This window comes from Shinella granuli (genome assembly GCF_004341885.1).
GTDB lineage: Bacteria > Pseudomonadota > Alphaproteobacteria > Rhizobiales > Rhizobiaceae > Shinella > Shinella granuli.
Window position 1 is genome coordinate 265,201 of sequence record NZ_SLVX01000001.1, and the last position, 14,819, is coordinate 280,019.

Below are 14,819 nucleotides of genomic sequence, written 5' to 3' on the forward strand. Positions count from 1 at the left end.
CGGAGGAGACCCAATGACTGCATCGACCGAGACCTATGCCGGCGACTATTCCGGCAGCATCCTCGACCGGGAGCGCATCATCGCCAAACCCGGCTTCAACCGCTGGCTCGTTCCGCCGGCCGCGCTCGCCATCCATCTCTGCATCGGCATGGCCTACGGCTTCAGCGTGTTCTGGCTGCCGCTGTCCAGGGCCATTCCGGGCGCTGCCGATGCGGCCTGCGCCGATCTCAACCTCGTCTCCGCGCTCTTCACCACGAGCTGCAACTGGCGCGTCGCCGATCTCGGCTGGATCTACACGCTGTTCTTCGTGCTGCTCGGCTGTTCGGCGGCCATCTGGGGCGGCTGGCTGGAGCGCGTCGGCCCGCGCAAGGCGGGCTTCGTCTCGGCCTGCTGCTGGTGCGGCGGCATCGTCGTCGCGGCGCTCGGCGTCATGACCCATCAATTGTGGCTGATGTGGCTCGGCGCGGGCGTCATCGGCGGCATCGGCCTCGGCCTCGGCTACATCTCCCCGGTCTCCACGCTGATCAAGTGGTTCCCGGACCGGCGCGGCATGGCGACCGGCATGGCGATCATGGGGTTCGGCGGCGGCGCGATGATCGGCGCCCCGCTCGCGAACCTCCTGATGAACGTCTTCAAGACCGACACGACGGCCGGCGTCTGGCAGACCTTCCTCGTCATGGCCGCCATCTATTTCTGCTTCATGATGGGCGGTGCCTTCGGCTACCGCATTCCGCCGGCCGGCTGGCGGCCGGAGGGCTGGACGCCGCCGGCCTCCAAGTCGACGATGATCACCACCAAGCATGTCCACCTGCGCGACGCGCACAAGACGACGCAGTTCTGGCTGATCTGGCTGGTGCTCTGCCTCAACGTCTCGGCCGGCATCGGCGTCATCGGCATGGCCTCGCCGATGCTGCAGGAAATCTTCGGCGGCCGCCTCATCGGCCAGCCCGAGCTGAGTTTCGGCCAGCTCGATACCGACCAGAAGGCCGCCATCGCGGCGATCGCCGCGGGCTTTACCGGCCTGCTCTCGCTGTTCAACATCGGCGGGCGCTTCGTCTGGGCCTCGCTCTCCGACAAGATCGGCCGCAAGAACACCTATTATACCTTCTTCATCCTCGGCATCGTGCTCTACGCGCTCGCGCCGACGCTGGCGGACATGGGCAGCAAGGCGCTCTTCGTGCTCGCTTTCGGCATCATCCTGTCGATGTATGGCGGGGGCTTCGCCACCGTTCCGGCCTATCTCGCCGACATCTTCGGCACGCAGTTCGTCGGTGCGATCCATGGCCGCCTGCTGACCGCCTGGGCGACCGCCGGCATCGTCGGCCCGGTCGTGGTCAACTATATCCGCGAGGCGCAGATCGCCGCCGGCGTGGCGCCGGGGCCGGCGCTCTATACCGGCACCATGTACATCCTCGCCGGCATGCTGGCGCTCGGCCTCATCGCCAACATGCTGGTGCGGCCGCTTTCCGACAAATGGTTCATGTCGGACGAGGAGGTCGCCTCCCTGCAGGCGAAGACCGCGGCCGCCAATGCCGGCCCGACCGGTTCCTTCGGCATCGGCAAGGGCGGGCTCGACGCCAGGGCGGCGCTCGCCTGGGCCGTCGTCGGCCTTCCGCTCCTCTGGGGCATCTGGGTGACGCTGAAGAGCACCGCCGCGCTGTTCTGAGATCCTTCCGGAGACGCCCTCTCCTCCGTCATGGTCGGGCTCGACCCGTCCATCCACCGCCGCGGGTGAGACTTGGTTCCTCTGGTTGAACCCGAGGATGACGATGGTGGAGGGCGATGCTTGTCGGAAAGCCAGGTCCCCGGCCGGTGCCGGGGACTTTTTCATGACCGCTTGCAGCGGATGCGCTTTTCGAGCAAACCGGAAGAAGGCGTCAAAGGAGGAGGACGACATGACCGATTGGGGCCGGACCGGCATGGGCAAGATCGCGCTGGTGACGGGCGGCGGCACGGGCATCGGCCTTGCCATCGCCCGGGGCCTCAGCGCCGAGGGCTATGCGGTCGTCGTCACCGGCCGCCGGGCCGCGGTGCTGGAGGAGGCCGCCGCCGCCATCACCGGTGAAACGGGCAATCCGGTCCGCGCGATTGCCTGCAATGTCGGCGATCCGGGCGAGGTCGCCGCGGTCTTTGCCGAGATCAGGCATGCTTTCGGCCGGCTCGACGTGCTGGTCAACAATGCCGGCTCCAACGTCTCCCCGGCGCTGCTGGAGGACATTCCCTTCGAGGAGTGGAGCAACATCCTCGCCGTAAACCTCACGGGTGCCTTCCTCTGCACCCAGCAGGCCTTCAAACTGATGAAGGAGCAGAGCCCGCGCGGCGGGCGCATCATCAACAACGGCTCGATCTCCGCCACGACGCCGCGGCCGAACTCCGCGCCCTATACGGCGACGAAACACGCGATCACCGGCCTTACCAAATCGACCGCCCTCGACGGGCGCAAATACGACATCGCCTGCGGCCAGATCGATATCGGCAATGCGGCGACGGACATGACGAAGCGCATGAGCGCCGGCATCCTCCAGCCGAACGGCGAGATCGCCAGCGAGCCGACCATGTCGGTCAAGCACGTCGCCGATGCGGTGGTCTACATGGCCAGCCTGCCGCTCGATGCCAATGTGCTGACCATGACGGTCATGGCGACGACCATGCCCTTCGTCGGGCGCGGGTAGGTTCAGCGCCGCGGCTCGCCGCCCTCGGCGTAGACGGTCTTCTGCTGGAACTTGAAGACATGGCCGCAGCGGCAGCGCAGCATGTGCTTGTCCGGATATTTCGAGGCGCGCTCCGTGAGGAAGCCGCGCGGCAGCGAATCGATGGTGAAATCCGGGTGCTTGCGGCTCGGCATGTCGTCTTCCGAGACCTCGGCATAACCGGAATTGCCGCACATGGCGCATTCGAGCTTGCGCGAATAGCGGTCACGGGCGGCCATGGAAACTCCTTCGTCAAATGTCGGCGGACCGTTCATAGGCGCAGCGGCGGGCCGTTTCAATGGCCGGGCGTCACGCGGCGAGCAAGGCCTGCATGATGGCGACGATGCGCCGGTGCTGGTGGGCGTGGCGCGTGCGCACATTGGTGGCGGCATAGACGGCCTGCGCGATCGGCTCGGCGCCGGTAACGCGGCTCACCGCGCCGGAGCGCAGCAGCCGCTTCGCATCGTGCGTCATCACGAAGGCGGAGCCGCCGAGCTTCTGCAGCAGGGCGAGGATCGCCGTCGTCTCGCCGCTGGCGATCGGCGCGGTCGAGAGGGTCGGATGCGCCTGGCGGTGCAGCCGGTCGAAGGCGGGGGAATAGACGGCCTGGATATAGTCCTCCGGCCGGACGTCCTCGATCCGCGCCACCCTGTTGCTCACCATCTCGTATTGCACCTCGCCGATGCGCTCATAGGCAAGGTCCGGCAGGTAGTGCGGGGTGAAGAGGATCGCAAGGTCGAGGTCGCCCGCGCCGAGGTCGCGGTTCATCTGGTTGGAATAATCGACCTCCACATAGATCGAGGTGCCCGGCAGCTCCTTGCGCACCGCCGCCAGCCAGTCGCCGGCAAAGTGGGCGGCAAGGTCGTGCTGCAGGCCGATGCGCATGGAGCGCTCGTAGGCGCCGGCCGTTTCCACCGCGCGCGCCGCCTCGTGCCACTGGTGCTGCAGCGCCTTGGCGTGATCGAGGAAGCGCAGGCCCGCCGCGGTCGGCTGGGTGCCGCCCTTGTTGCGCGCGAAGAGCTTTCGCGCGAACATTCCTTCCAGCGCGTTGATGCGGTGCGTGACCGTCGACTGCGTGATGTTCAGCCGCTCGGCCGTGCGGTTGAAATTGCGCGTTTCCATCAGGTCGAGGAATGTCTCAATCAGGACAATTTGCATGAATGCGCCGATTTTTCCTAGTGTTCAGCGGAAGTGTAATCGAGAAAGTCGATTAATAAAGCAAAATCCATCCGCTTGCTGCGCGCCGCTTTGGTTGCCACAAATCCGGGGCGAAGAAGGGGAACGAGAATGTCCGCACTGCCAAGCCATGCCCGTGTCGTCATCATCGGCGGAGGCGCCGTCGGGGCGTCGGCGCTCTATCATCTGGCGAAGGCCGGGTGGACGGATTGCGTGCTTCTGGAAAAGAACGAGCTGACCGCCGGCTCCACCTGGCATGCCGCCGGCAACGTGCCGACCTTCTCCTCCTCCTGGTCGATTATGAACATGCAGCGCTATTCCGCCGCGCTCTACCGCGAGCTGGGCGCGCTGGTCGACTATCCCATGAACTACCACGTCACCGGCTCGATCCGCCTCGGCCATTCGAAGGAGCGCCTGCAGGAGTTCAAGCGCGTCGTCGGCATGGGCCGCTACCAGGGCATGGACCTCGACATCCTCTCGCCCGACGAGATGCGCGGGAAATATCCGTTCCTCGAAACGCACGACCTCACCGGTGCACTCTACGACCCCTATGACGGCGACATCGACCCGGCGCAGCTCACGCAGGCGCTCGCCAAGGGTGCGCGCGACATGGGCGCGAAGATCTTCCGCTTCTGTCCGGCGACCGGCGCGCGCCGCGAGGGCGAGGAATGGGTGATCTCGACGCCTCAGGGCGAGATCCGCTGCGAAAAGGTCGTCAACGCCGCCGGCTACTATGCCCGGGAAGTCGGCAAATGGTTCGGCCGCGACGTGCCGATGATGGTGATGAGCCATCAATACATGCTGTTCGAGGAGATCCCGGAGCTTGCCGCCTGGTCGAAGGAGGCCGGCCACAAGCTGCCGCTGCTGCGCGATGTGGATTCGTCCTATTATCTCCGCCAGGAAAAGACGGGCATGAATCTCGGCCCCTACGAGCGGAACTGCAAGGCGCACTGGACGACGCCCGACGATCCGATGCCGGACGATTTCTCCTTCCAGCTCTTCCCGGACGATCTCGACCGGCTGGAATGGTATCTCAACGACGCCGTCGAGCGCGTGCCGATCCTCGGCACCGCCGGCCTGTCGCGCATGATCAACGGTCCCATCCCCTATGCGCCGGACGGCAACCCGCTGATCGGCCCGATGCCCGGCGTGCCGAACGCCTTCGAGGCCTGCGTCTTCACCTTCGGCATCTGCCAGGCGGGCGGCGCGGGCAAGGTGCTGGCCGAATGGGTGACGGAAGGCGAGACGGAATGGGACATGTGGTCCTGCGACCCGCGCCGCTACACGTCCTTTGCTGCCGACAAGGACTATTGCGTGGCCAAGGGCATGGAGGTCTACGGCCACGAATATGCCATGCATTTCCCGAAACACGCCTGGCCGGCCGGCCGGAACCGGAAGCTGTCGCCGATCCACGACCGCATCGCGGCGCTCGGCGCGCAGTTCAAGCCCTATAACGGCTGGGAGCGCGCCAACTGGTATGCCGGGCCCGGCGACGACACGTCGGAGGCCGCGACCCAGACCTGGAACCGCGAAGGCCCCTGGCGGCCGCGCATCGAGGCGGAGTGCCGCGCCGTCACCGAGGCCGCCGGCATCCTCGACCTGCCCGGCTTCTCGCGCTTCCGCGTGAAGGGGGAGGGCGCGACGGCCTGGCTCTCCTCGCTGATCACCGGCCGCGTGCCGAAACCGGGCCGCATCGGCCTTGCCTATTTCGCCGACGACAAGGGCCGCATCGTCACGGAAATGTCGGTCATGATGCTGGCGGAGGATTTCTTCTTCCTCATCACCGCCGCGGCGGCGCAGTGGCACGATTTCGAGTGGCTGCAGAAACACCTGCCGGAAAATCCCGTCTTCACGCTGGAGGACGTCACGGAGAACTTTTCGTGCCAGATCCTCTCCGGCCCGAATTCCCGCGCCATCCTTTCGGATGTCTGCAAGGCGGACCTCACCATGCCCTGGCTCACCCACCAGCCGGTGGAGATCGCCGGTCTCTGGTGCCAGCTCGTGCGCGTCTCCTTCGCCGGCGAACTCGGCTGGGAGATCCACACCAAGGTGGAGGATACGGCCGTCATCTTCGACGCCGTCTGGGCGGCGGGGCAGAAGCATGGCCTGAAGCCCTTCGGCATGGAGGCGCTCGACAGCCTGCGCATCGAGAAGGGCTATCGCGCCTGGAAGGGCGATCTTTCGACCGACTACACCATCCTGCAGGGCGGCCTCGAACGCTTCGTCGACTGGACCAAGCCCGCCTTCAAGGGCAAGGCCGCGCTGGAGCGGGAGAAGCAGCAGGGCGTCACCAAGCGCTTCGTGACGCTGACCGTCGAGGCCGGGGACTGCGATGCGCCCTACATGTCGACGCTCTGGCACGGCGGCAAGGTCGTCGGCGAGACGACCTCCGGCAACTGGGGCTACCGCACCGGCAGATCCATCGCGCTCGGCATGCTGAGGGCCGACCTCGCCGTGCCGGGCACGCAGATCGAGGTGGAAATCTACGGCGAGCGCTTCAAGGCGACCGTCCAGCCCGACGGCCCGCTCTTCGACCCCAACAATGAAAGACTGCGCGCATGACGAAGCCCATCCCTTCCAAGGCGAGAGCCGTCATCATCGGCGGCGGCGTGTCCGGCTGCTCGGTCGCCTATCACCTGGCCAAACTCGGCTGGACGGATGTGGTGCTGCTGGAGCGCAAGCAGCTCACCTCAGGCACCACCTGGCATGCCGCCGGCCTGATCGGCCAGCTTCGCGCCTCGCAGAACATGACGCGGCTCGCGAAATATTCCGCCGACCTCTACGTCAAGCTCGAAGCCGAGACCGGCATCGGCACCGGCATGCGCCAGTGCGGCTCGATGACGGTGGCGCTGACGGACGAGCGAAAGGAAGAGATCTACCGCCAGGCCTCGCTCGCCCGTGCCTTCGACATCGACGTACGCGAGATCACCGTCGAGGAGGTGAAGGCGCTCTATCCGCATCTCAACACGGCGGATGTGAAGGCCGCCGTGCACCTGCCGCTCGACGGCCAGTGCGATCCCGCCAACATCGCCATGGCCTTGGCGAAGGGCGCGCGGCAGAACGGCGCGACCGTCATCGAAGGCGTCAAGGTGACGTCGGTGTTGACGAAGGACGGCCGCGTGACGGGCGTCACCTGCGAGCAGAACGGCGAGACGTTCAGCATCGAGACGGAAAACGTCGTCAACGCCGCCGGCATGTGGGGTCGCACGCTCGCCGACATGTCGGGCGTCACCCTGCCGCTGCACGCCTGCGAGCATTTCTACATCGTCACCGAGCCGATCGCGAACCTGCAGAGGCTGCCCGTTCTGCGCGTGCCGGACGAATGCACCTACTACAAGGAAGATGCCGGCAAGATGCTGATCGGCGCCTTCGAATTGAAGGCCAAGCCCTGGGGCATGGACGGCATTTCGGAAGACTTCTGCTTCGACCAGCTTCCGGAGGATTTCGACCACTTCCAGCCGATCCTCGAAAACGCCATCCACCGCATGCCCATGCTGGAGACGGCCGGCATCCATACCTTCTTCAACGGTCCGGAGAGCTTCACGCCGGATGACCGCTACTATCTCGGCGAGGCGCCGGAGCTGAAGGGCTACTGGGTCGCCGCCGGCTACAATTCCATCGGCATCGTCTCCTCCGGCGGGGCCGGCATGGCGCTCGCCCAGTGGATGAACGACGGCGAGCCGCCCTTCGATCTCTGGGAGGTGGATATCCGCCGCGCCCAGCCGTTCCAGAAGAACCGCGCCTATCTCAAGGACCGCGTCTCCGAAACGCTCGGCCTGCTCTATGCCGATCACTTCCCCTATCGCCAGATGGCGACGGCGCGCGGCGTGCGCCGATCGCCGCTGCACGAGCACCTGAAGGCCCGCGGCGCGGTCTTCGGCGAGGTCGCCGGCTGGGAGCGCGCCAACTGGTTCGCCAAGGAGGGGCAGGAGCGGGAGTACCGCTATTCGTGGAAGCGGCAGAACTGGTTCGAGAATCAGCGCGAGGAGCATCTTGCCGTGCGCAACGGCGTCGGCCTGTTCGACATGACCTCTTTCGGCAAGATCCGCGTGGAGGGCCGCGATGCGCTGGCCTTCCTGCAACGCCTCTGCGCCAACCAGATGGACGTCGCCCCCGGCCGGATCGTCTACACGCAGATGCTCAACGAACGCGGCGGCATCGAGAGCGACCTGACGGTGACGCGCCTTTCCGAGACGGCGTTCTTCCTCGTCGTGCCCGGCGCGACGCTGCAGCGCGACCTTGCCTGGCTGCGCAAGCACCTTGCGGACGAGTTCGTGGTCATCACCGATGTGACGGCGGCCGAAAGCGTGCTCTGCGTCATGGGCCCCAAGGCGCGCGACCTGATGCAGAAGGTGAGCCCGAACGACTTTTCCAATGCGGCGCATCCCTTCGCCACGGCGCGGCAGATCGAGGTGGGCATGGGCCTCGCCCGGGCGCACCGCGTCACCTATGTCGGCGAACTCGGCTGGGAGCTCTACGTTTCCACCGACCAGGCGGCCCATGTCTTCGAGGCGCTGGAGGCGGCGGGGGCGGATGTCGGCCTGAAACTCTGCGGCCTGCACACGCTCGACAGTTGCCGCATCGAAAAGGCGTTCCGCCATTTCGGCCATGACATCACCGACGAGGACCATGTGCTGGAAGCCGGCCTCGGCTTTGCCGTGCGCACGAGGAAGGGCGATTTCATCGGCCGCGACGCGGTGCTGCGCAAGGAGGAAGCGGGGCTGAAGCGCCGCATGGTGCAGTTCAGGCTGACCGATCCCGGGCCGCTGCTCTTCCACAACGAGGCGCTGGTGCGCGACGGCAGGATCGTCTCGACCGTCACCTCGGGCAATTATGGCCACCATCTCGGCGGCGCGATCGGCATGGGCTACGTGCCATGCGTCGGTGAGAGCGAGGCGGACGTGCTGGCCTCCAACTACGAGATCGAGATCGCCGGCGTGCGGGTGAAGGCCGAGGCCTCGCTCGTGCCGATGTACGATCCGAAAGCCGAGAGGGTACGCGCGTGAGCAACCTTGCCGAACGCCACCGGCGTTTTCACGCCCTGCACCAGTCGGGCTGCTTCGTCATCCCCAATCCGTGGGACATGGGCTCCGCTCGCATGATGGCGGCGTCGGGCGCCGTGGCGCTCGCCACCACCTCCGCCGGCTTCGCCTTCACGCTGGGACGGCCCGACATGGGCCGCGTGACGCGCGACGAGGCGCTGCGGCATGCGCAGGATATCGTGCGCGCCACGCCGCTGCCGGTCTCGGGCGATTTCGAGAACGGTTTTGCCGATGCGCCGGACGACGTGGCCGAGACGATCCGGCTCGCCGCCGAGGTCGGGCTGTCCGGTTGCTCGATCGAGGATACGCGGATGGTCGAGGGCAACCCGGCCTATGCCTTCGATCTCGCCGTGGAGCGCATCCGTGCCGCCGCCGATGCCGCCCGTTCGCTCGGCCGTCCCTTCATCCTCTGCGCCAGGGCCGATGGCGTGATGAACGGTGTCTACGACCTCGACGAGGCGATCCGGCGCATCCAGGCTTTCGAGAAGGCGGGCGCGGACCTCGTCTATGTGCCGGTGCCGCCGGGGCCGGAGGAGCTCAGGCGCGTCGTGCAATCGGTCGGGGTGCCGGTGAACGGGCTTGCCGCGGGGCCGCTGCGCCAGCTCACCGTGCCGGACTTCGCCGCGCTCGGCGTGCGGCGCATCTCGCTCGGCTCGATGATCGCCCGCGTCACCCATGCCGCGATCGCCGAGCAGATGGAGGCCATCGTGAAGGATGGCAGTTTCGCGAAATTGTCCGCCGCGGCGTCGGGGGATCTCATCAACAGAATGCTTGCCGCCGGTGCGGGGGAGACGGGTCATGAGTGAACAGGCAGTTTTGTCCCGGCGATCGGGCGGGCGTGCGGCACGGGTCGCGATGCGCGCCGCACCCTTGGCGGAAAACGTCCGGCCGGTGCGGCCGGGTCTTCCCGGTGGCCAGTACAAGCCGCTGACGGAGGCGGGCGTGCGCCGCATCCACGAGGCGGCGCTGGATGCGCTGGAGAATATCGGCCTTGCCAATGCGCCGAAATCCGGCATCGAGATCACGACCGGGGCCGGCGCCATCCTCGGCGAGGACGGGCGCCTGCGCTTTCCGCGCGCGCTGGTGGAGGACATGCTGGCGCTTGCCGCGCGCGACATCACGCTCCATGGCCGCGATCCGAAATACGACCTCGAACTGTCGGGCACCCGCGTCTATTACGGCACGGCGGGCGCGGCGGTGCATATCGTCGACGTGGAGAAGCGGGAATACCGCGAATCGACGGCGAAGGACCTCTACAACGCCGCCCAGCTCGTCCACCACCTCGACAATGTGCATTTCTTCCAGCGGGCGATGGTCTGCCGCGACGTCGCCGACAATTTCCTGATGGACATCAACACGCTCTACGGCTGCTGCGCCGGCACGTCGAAACATGTCGGCACCAGTTTCTCCGATCCCTCGCATGTCGCCGGCTGCTTCGACCTCATCCACATGATGGCGGGCGGCGAGGACAAGTGGCGGGCACGGCCCTTCGTGTCGAATTCCAACTGCTTCGTCGTGCCGCCGATGAAGTTCGCTGAGGAAAGCTGCATCACCATGGAGGCCTGCATCCGGGCCGGCATGCCGATCCTGCTGCTCTCGGCCGGGCAGGCCGGCGCGACGGCGCCGGCGCCGCTTGCCACCGCCATCGTGCAGGCCGTCGCCGAGTGCCTTGCGGGCGTCGTCTATGTCAACGCCATGGCGCCCGGCCACCCGGCGATCTTCGGCACCTGGCCCTTCGTGTCGGACCTCAGGACGGGCGCCATGTCGGGCGGTTCGGGCGAGCAGGCGTTGCTGACGGCGGGCTGCGCGCAGATGCACCAGTTCTACAAGCTTCCCGGCGGCGCGGCCGCGGGTATCGCCGATTCCAAGCTGCCGGACATGCAGGCGGGCTGGGAACAGGCGATCTCCAATGTCATGGCGGGCCTGTCCGGCCTCAACATGGTCTATGAGGCGGTCGGCATGCACGCCTCGCTGCTCGGCTTCTGCCTGGAAAGCCTCGTGCTCGGCGACGATCTTCTCGGCCAGGTGCAGCGCTGCGTGCGCGGCATCGACGTCACGGAGGATTCCGTCTCGCTGGAGACCATGCGCTCCGTCTGCCTCGATGGACCGGGCCACTATCTCGGCGACCCGCAGACCCTGTCGCTGATGCAGACAGAATATATCTACCCCGCCGTCGCCGACCGCACGAGCCCGAAGGAATGGGCCGAGATCGGCCGGCCGGACCTCGTGCAGAAGGCGATCGAACGCAAGAACCGCATTCTCGCCGAAGCCGGCGGCCCGCTTTTCGATTTCGCGACGGACCAGGCGGTGCGGGAAAAGTTCAAGATCTACTTCTGACGCCTTTCGGCCGAAAGTCAGCTCCGCCGATCGAAATGGGTGCGCAGCGACACATGCGTCTGCACGGTCGCGATGCCCGGCGTCGTGGCGATCTGGCGGCGCACGGTGTCGAGCTCGCCGTTCGAGGCGCATTCGACGAGCAGCATCAGGTCCGTCGGCCCGGCGAGCGACCAGCAGGTCACGACGTTCGGAATGCCGGTGAGATGCGGCACGATGTGATCGCAGTTGCGGCCCTGCTGGAAGCCGACGGCGATCAGTGCCTCGACGCCCGGCCGCTCCCGGTCGATGCCGAGCTTGACCGTATAGCCTGCGATCACGCCTCTCGCCTCCAGCCGCCGGATGCGCTCGTGCACGGCGCTCCGCGACAGCCCCGCATGGCGCGCAAGCTCCACGAGGCTCTGCCGGGCATCGGCGCGGAGCGCGGCGAGCAGCAGCCTGTCCTTGTCGTCCAGTTCGTTCATCCGGAAAATCTCCCTGTTGCCGGATGATCGTCCGGCACGCTGCCTTCTTGCTGCGCGAAACCGGACGGAAAAGCAACTATTCGTCGGACATCGCTTCAAGGAGAGACCGATGCCGACCCTGCCGGAAAATGCCGTCCTGATCCCGATCGACATGCAGCAGGCCTTCGACGCCGCGCCCTGGCCGCGGCGCTGGAACGAAAGGCTGGACGAGAACGGCCTTGCGCTCCTTGCCGCCTGGCGGGCCGCCCGCCGGCCGATCATCCATGTGCGGCACGACAGCGTCGAACCCGCCTCCACCCTGCGGCCGGAGGCGCCGGGCAACGCGTTCCGCCCGGGTTTTGCGCCGCAGGAGGGCGAGCCACTGGTGACGAAGAGCGTCAATGCCGCCTTCATCGGCACGGATCTCGATCTGCGCCTGCGCCGTCTTGGGGCCGATACGGTCGTGCTGTTCGGCGTGTCCACGGATATGTGCGTGTCGACCAGCGTGCGCGTCGGGGCCAATCTCGGCTACCGGGTGATCCTGGTCGAGGACGCCTGCGACTGCTTCGACCTGCCGGACGGGGAGGGCGGGACGATCGCCGCCCGCGACGTGCACCGCGCCCATGTCGCGACGCTGCGCCACGAATTCGCGACGGTGCTGCGCACGGCAGAGATCGTGGCTGGCCTCTAGAGAAAACAAACAGATAGAGCGTTTTCGCGATTCGAAGAAAAGCGGAAATGCTCTAGCGGGTCGCGGCCCTCACCTCGCGCACGCCGAAATCCCATTCGGGGGCTATGACGGGGTTGAGGTCGATGCCGGGGAAGACGGCGAAGGTGGAGAAGGGCTGGCTTTCGCCCGGCTGCACGCGCAGCACGATCAGCGCGCTGTCGCGGCCGACCTCGCGGCAGGTGCCGCCAGGGCAATCGGACAGCACGACATCGAGGCGGAAGGACTGCATCGGCTGGCTGCCCTTGTTGGCGATTCGGCCGGTCACGCGAAAGCTCGTCTTCGTCTGGCCGGCGCTGGCCTGCATCTCGGAGAGTTCCGCCCCATCCGCGGACAGCGCCGAAACGGTTGCGTTTGGCGTGACGGCGGTGCCGGAGGGCGTGCGGTCCTCGACGAACCAGATGAGAAGCGCGCTTGCAAGGCCGATGGCCACCACGATGGTGAGAACGGGTTCGACCCAGCTTTGGAAGCGCCGGAAGCGCAATGCGAGATAGAGTATGGCCGCTGCCGCGACTGCGAATGCCCAGATCATGCAGGTCCTCCTGGGCATGATATAGCCTGCGGAAGAAGCGACCGAAAGGCCGGTTCTGTCACTTTGCCTTGAGGCTGATCCAATAGGCGCCGTCGAAGGGTACGGCGGCGAAGCGCGCGTTGATTTCCGCCAGCGTCGCATCCGGGTCGATGTCGGCGAAAATCTCGGGGCGCAGCCAATGGGCGAAGGCTTCGGCGGCGAGGATGTTCAGCGGCACGGCGTTGAAGAAGTTCCACAGGCCGTGCACGCGCTCCTCCTTCACCGCCTTGAGGTTCTTGAGGAACGGGCCGGACACGGCGCGCGCCAATGTCTCGCGTGCCTCCTCCGGCGCAACGCCGGGGCCGACCGAGAAGGTGCTGTAGGTGCCGCCCGGCGAGGCGGTTGCGATATAGACGTCGGGATCCGCCGCGACGATGAATTCCGAGCTGACGATGCCGCCCTGCGCCGGCAGGCTTTCGGCGATGTTGCGGCTGCCGGTGATGGCGATGAAGGCGCCGAGCCCGCCGGTGCCGTAGGCGTAGCAGCACTTTTCCGGGTTGGGGAAGGCGTCCATCAGCACGGTCGGGCCGGGCTCCTTGTGCCCGGCCACGCGGTCGCGGATGCGCTTGACCCGTTCCTCGTGGAAATCGGCGAAGGCGTTCGCCTGCTCCTCCCGGTTCAGCACCGTGCCGAGGAGGCGCATGTTGTCCGCGGTGTTGTTCAGCGCGTCGCTGTTGAAATCGACCACGACGACGGGGACGCCGCTTCTCTCCAGATAGTCGATCGCCTGCCTGCCGAGGTCCGTGTCGGCCTGCCAGTTGGCGAGGATGGCGAGATCCGCCTTCAGCGAGAGCGCGGCCTCGAACGAGACGGTGACGCCGTCGCCGATGATCGGCACGTCGTCGATTGCCGGGAACCTGTCCTTGAAGCGGTCATAGATCTCCGGGTTGTCGCCCTTCATGTCGCTCGCCCAGCCGGCAAGGATGCTGACCGGATCGGGATGGATCAGCGAAAGTGCGACCAGGTTGAAGCCACTGCCGAGCAGCACCGCCTTGGGTTCGGCGGCAATGATCACCTCGCGGCCGAAGGCGTCCTTGACGGTCAGCGGATAGGCCACCTCGGCGCGGGCGGGCAGGGCGGCCAGGAGCAGGAAGGCGACGGCGATGAGGGCGGAAAGGCGCAGGATCATTGTTTTCTCAGCTCCGGCAGGGCGCACAGCTCGCCGCAGCCCGGAATGCCGGGCAGCATGTAGCGCAGGCAGCAGACCTTGCGGCGACAGTGGACGGCACCCGCGTCCAGCTCGTGGCGCAGGCATCCATGGAAGGGATTGCGGCTGCCGTTCGCCAGCAGCGGACAATCGAAGAGGGGGCGGGACGGCCAGTGGTCGTCGCTTTCGGGCGGCGAACGGTCCGTCGCGTTGAAGGCATAGTCGATATAGACGGCCGCGTTGTTCCAGGCGAGTTTCGGCGCGATGCCGGTCTTTTCCTTGAACAGGGCGACGGCACGGGCGAGATGGCAATCGACCAGCGGCGTGACGAAATCGACGAGCTCGCCCCCCTCGCTCCAGTCGCCCTCGTGCGGCAGGCCGAAGGCGTGCGGCAGGCCGTCCTCGCCGATGGCGATGGTCATCTCCTCGAAGGCGACGGGCAGGGTCCGTTCCGCGCGGCGCGCCACGACATAGGGGATGGTGAGGGCGGAGAAATAGTAGAGCGACCAGAAGGAGGCGGCGGCGCGCCGGTCGGCCTTGCCGTGGCTTTCCGCATAGCGGTCGATCGTCCGGGAAAACCCGTCTCCTCCCAGGAACTCGGCGAGCGGCACGGCGCCGTCGAGATCCGACGAGAGCATCATCTTCTCGCCGCACCAGGCGTGCTCACCGGTAAAGACCGCCTTCAGGCC

13 protein-coding genes are annotated in these 14,819 nt (G+C 66.7%); 7 read left to right on the forward strand and 6 right to left on the reverse strand.

All coding sequences use genetic code 11. From position 1 onward, the window contains the following. Positions 1–13 precede the first annotated feature (13 nt). Together EV665_RS01290 and EV665_RS01295 are read left to right on the forward strand one after the other, a co-directional pair. On the forward strand, positions 14–1,666 hold the full coding sequence (locus EV665_RS01290; RefSeq protein WP_064330655.1) for an OFA family MFS transporter: 1,653 nt from the start codon (positions 14–16) through the stop codon (positions 1,664–1,666). Between the two features lie 229 nt (positions 1,667–1,895). Next, positions 1,896–2,672, forward strand: a complete 777-nt coding sequence (locus EV665_RS01295) for an SDR family oxidoreductase (protein WP_133032801.1) — start codon at positions 1,896–1,898, stop codon at positions 2,670–2,672. A gap of 2 nt (positions 2,673–2,674) precedes the next feature. Here the strand turns inward: EV665_RS01295 and EV665_RS01300 are convergent, their stop codons facing one another. Then, complete coding sequence (locus tag EV665_RS01300; RefSeq protein ID WP_064330653.1) at positions 2,675–2,929, reverse strand: hypothetical protein; 255 nt, start codon at positions 2,927–2,929, stop codon at positions 2,675–2,677. Between the two features lie 70 nt (positions 2,930–2,999). Continuing rightward, positions 3,000–3,848, reverse strand: coding sequence for a LysR family transcriptional regulator (locus EV665_RS01305; protein WP_064330652.1), 849 nt, complete (start codon positions 3,846–3,848; stop codon positions 3,000–3,002). Between the two features lie 129 nt (positions 3,849–3,977). Between EV665_RS01305 and EV665_RS01310 the strand changes: the two genes are divergently transcribed. From EV665_RS01310 to EV665_RS01325, 4 genes are read left to right on the forward strand one after another with little or no spacing between them, the layout of a single operon-like run. Next, positions 3,978–6,428, forward strand: coding sequence for a GcvT family protein (locus EV665_RS01310; protein WP_133032802.1), 2,451 nt, complete (start codon positions 3,978–3,980; stop codon positions 6,426–6,428). Beyond that, on the forward strand, positions 6,425–8,872 hold the full coding sequence (locus EV665_RS01315; RefSeq protein ID WP_133032803.1) for a GcvT family protein: 2,448 nt from the start codon (positions 6,425–6,427) through the stop codon (positions 8,870–8,872). Before EV665_RS01310 ends, EV665_RS01315 begins: the two co-directional genes overlap by 4 nt. Next, positions 8,869–9,714 carry an isocitrate lyase/PEP mutase family protein gene (locus EV665_RS01320; RefSeq protein ID WP_133032804.1) on the forward strand — a complete coding sequence of 282 codons (846 nt, stop codon included), beginning with the start codon at positions 8,869–8,871 and terminating at the stop codon, positions 9,712–9,714. The genes EV665_RS01315 and EV665_RS01320 overlap by 4 nt, the downstream gene beginning before the upstream one ends. After that, a complete protein-coding gene (locus tag EV665_RS01325; protein ID WP_133032805.1) occupies positions 9,707–11,245 on the forward strand; it encodes a trimethylamine methyltransferase family protein in 1,539 nt (512 codons plus the stop codon). Before EV665_RS01320 ends, EV665_RS01325 begins: the two co-directional genes overlap by 8 nt. A 17-nt stretch (positions 11,246–11,262) precedes the next feature. Here EV665_RS01325 and EV665_RS01330 read toward each other — a convergent pair whose 3' ends face one another. After that, positions 11,263–11,706, reverse strand: a complete 444-nt coding sequence (locus EV665_RS01330) for an Lrp/AsnC family transcriptional regulator (protein WP_133032806.1) — start codon at positions 11,704–11,706, stop codon at positions 11,263–11,265. Positions 11,707–11,815: 109 nt separating this feature from the next. Between EV665_RS01330 and EV665_RS01335 the strand changes: the two genes are divergently transcribed. Next, complete coding sequence (locus EV665_RS01335) at positions 11,816–12,376, forward strand: isochorismatase family protein (RefSeq protein WP_133032807.1); 561 nt, start codon at positions 11,816–11,818, stop codon at positions 12,374–12,376. Between the two features lie 52 nt (positions 12,377–12,428). Here the strand turns inward: EV665_RS01335 and EV665_RS01340 are convergent, their stop codons facing one another. From EV665_RS01340 to fhuF, 3 genes are read right to left on the reverse strand one after another with little or no spacing between them, the layout of a single operon-like run. Then, entirely contained in the window at positions 12,429–12,944 is a 516-nt protein-coding gene (locus EV665_RS01340) for a hypothetical protein (protein WP_133032808.1), read from the reverse strand. A gap of 58 nt (positions 12,945–13,002) precedes the next feature. After that, complete coding sequence (locus EV665_RS01345; protein WP_133032809.1) at positions 13,003–14,112, reverse strand: ABC transporter substrate-binding protein; 1,110 nt, start codon at positions 14,110–14,112, stop codon at positions 13,003–13,005. Next, positions 14,109–14,771, reverse strand: coding sequence for a siderophore-iron reductase FhuF (fhuF, locus tag EV665_RS01350; protein ID WP_084438320.1), 663 nt, complete (start codon positions 14,769–14,771; stop codon positions 14,109–14,111). Before fhuF ends, EV665_RS01345 begins: the two co-directional genes overlap by 4 nt. Positions 14,772–14,819: the final 48 nt, after the last annotated feature.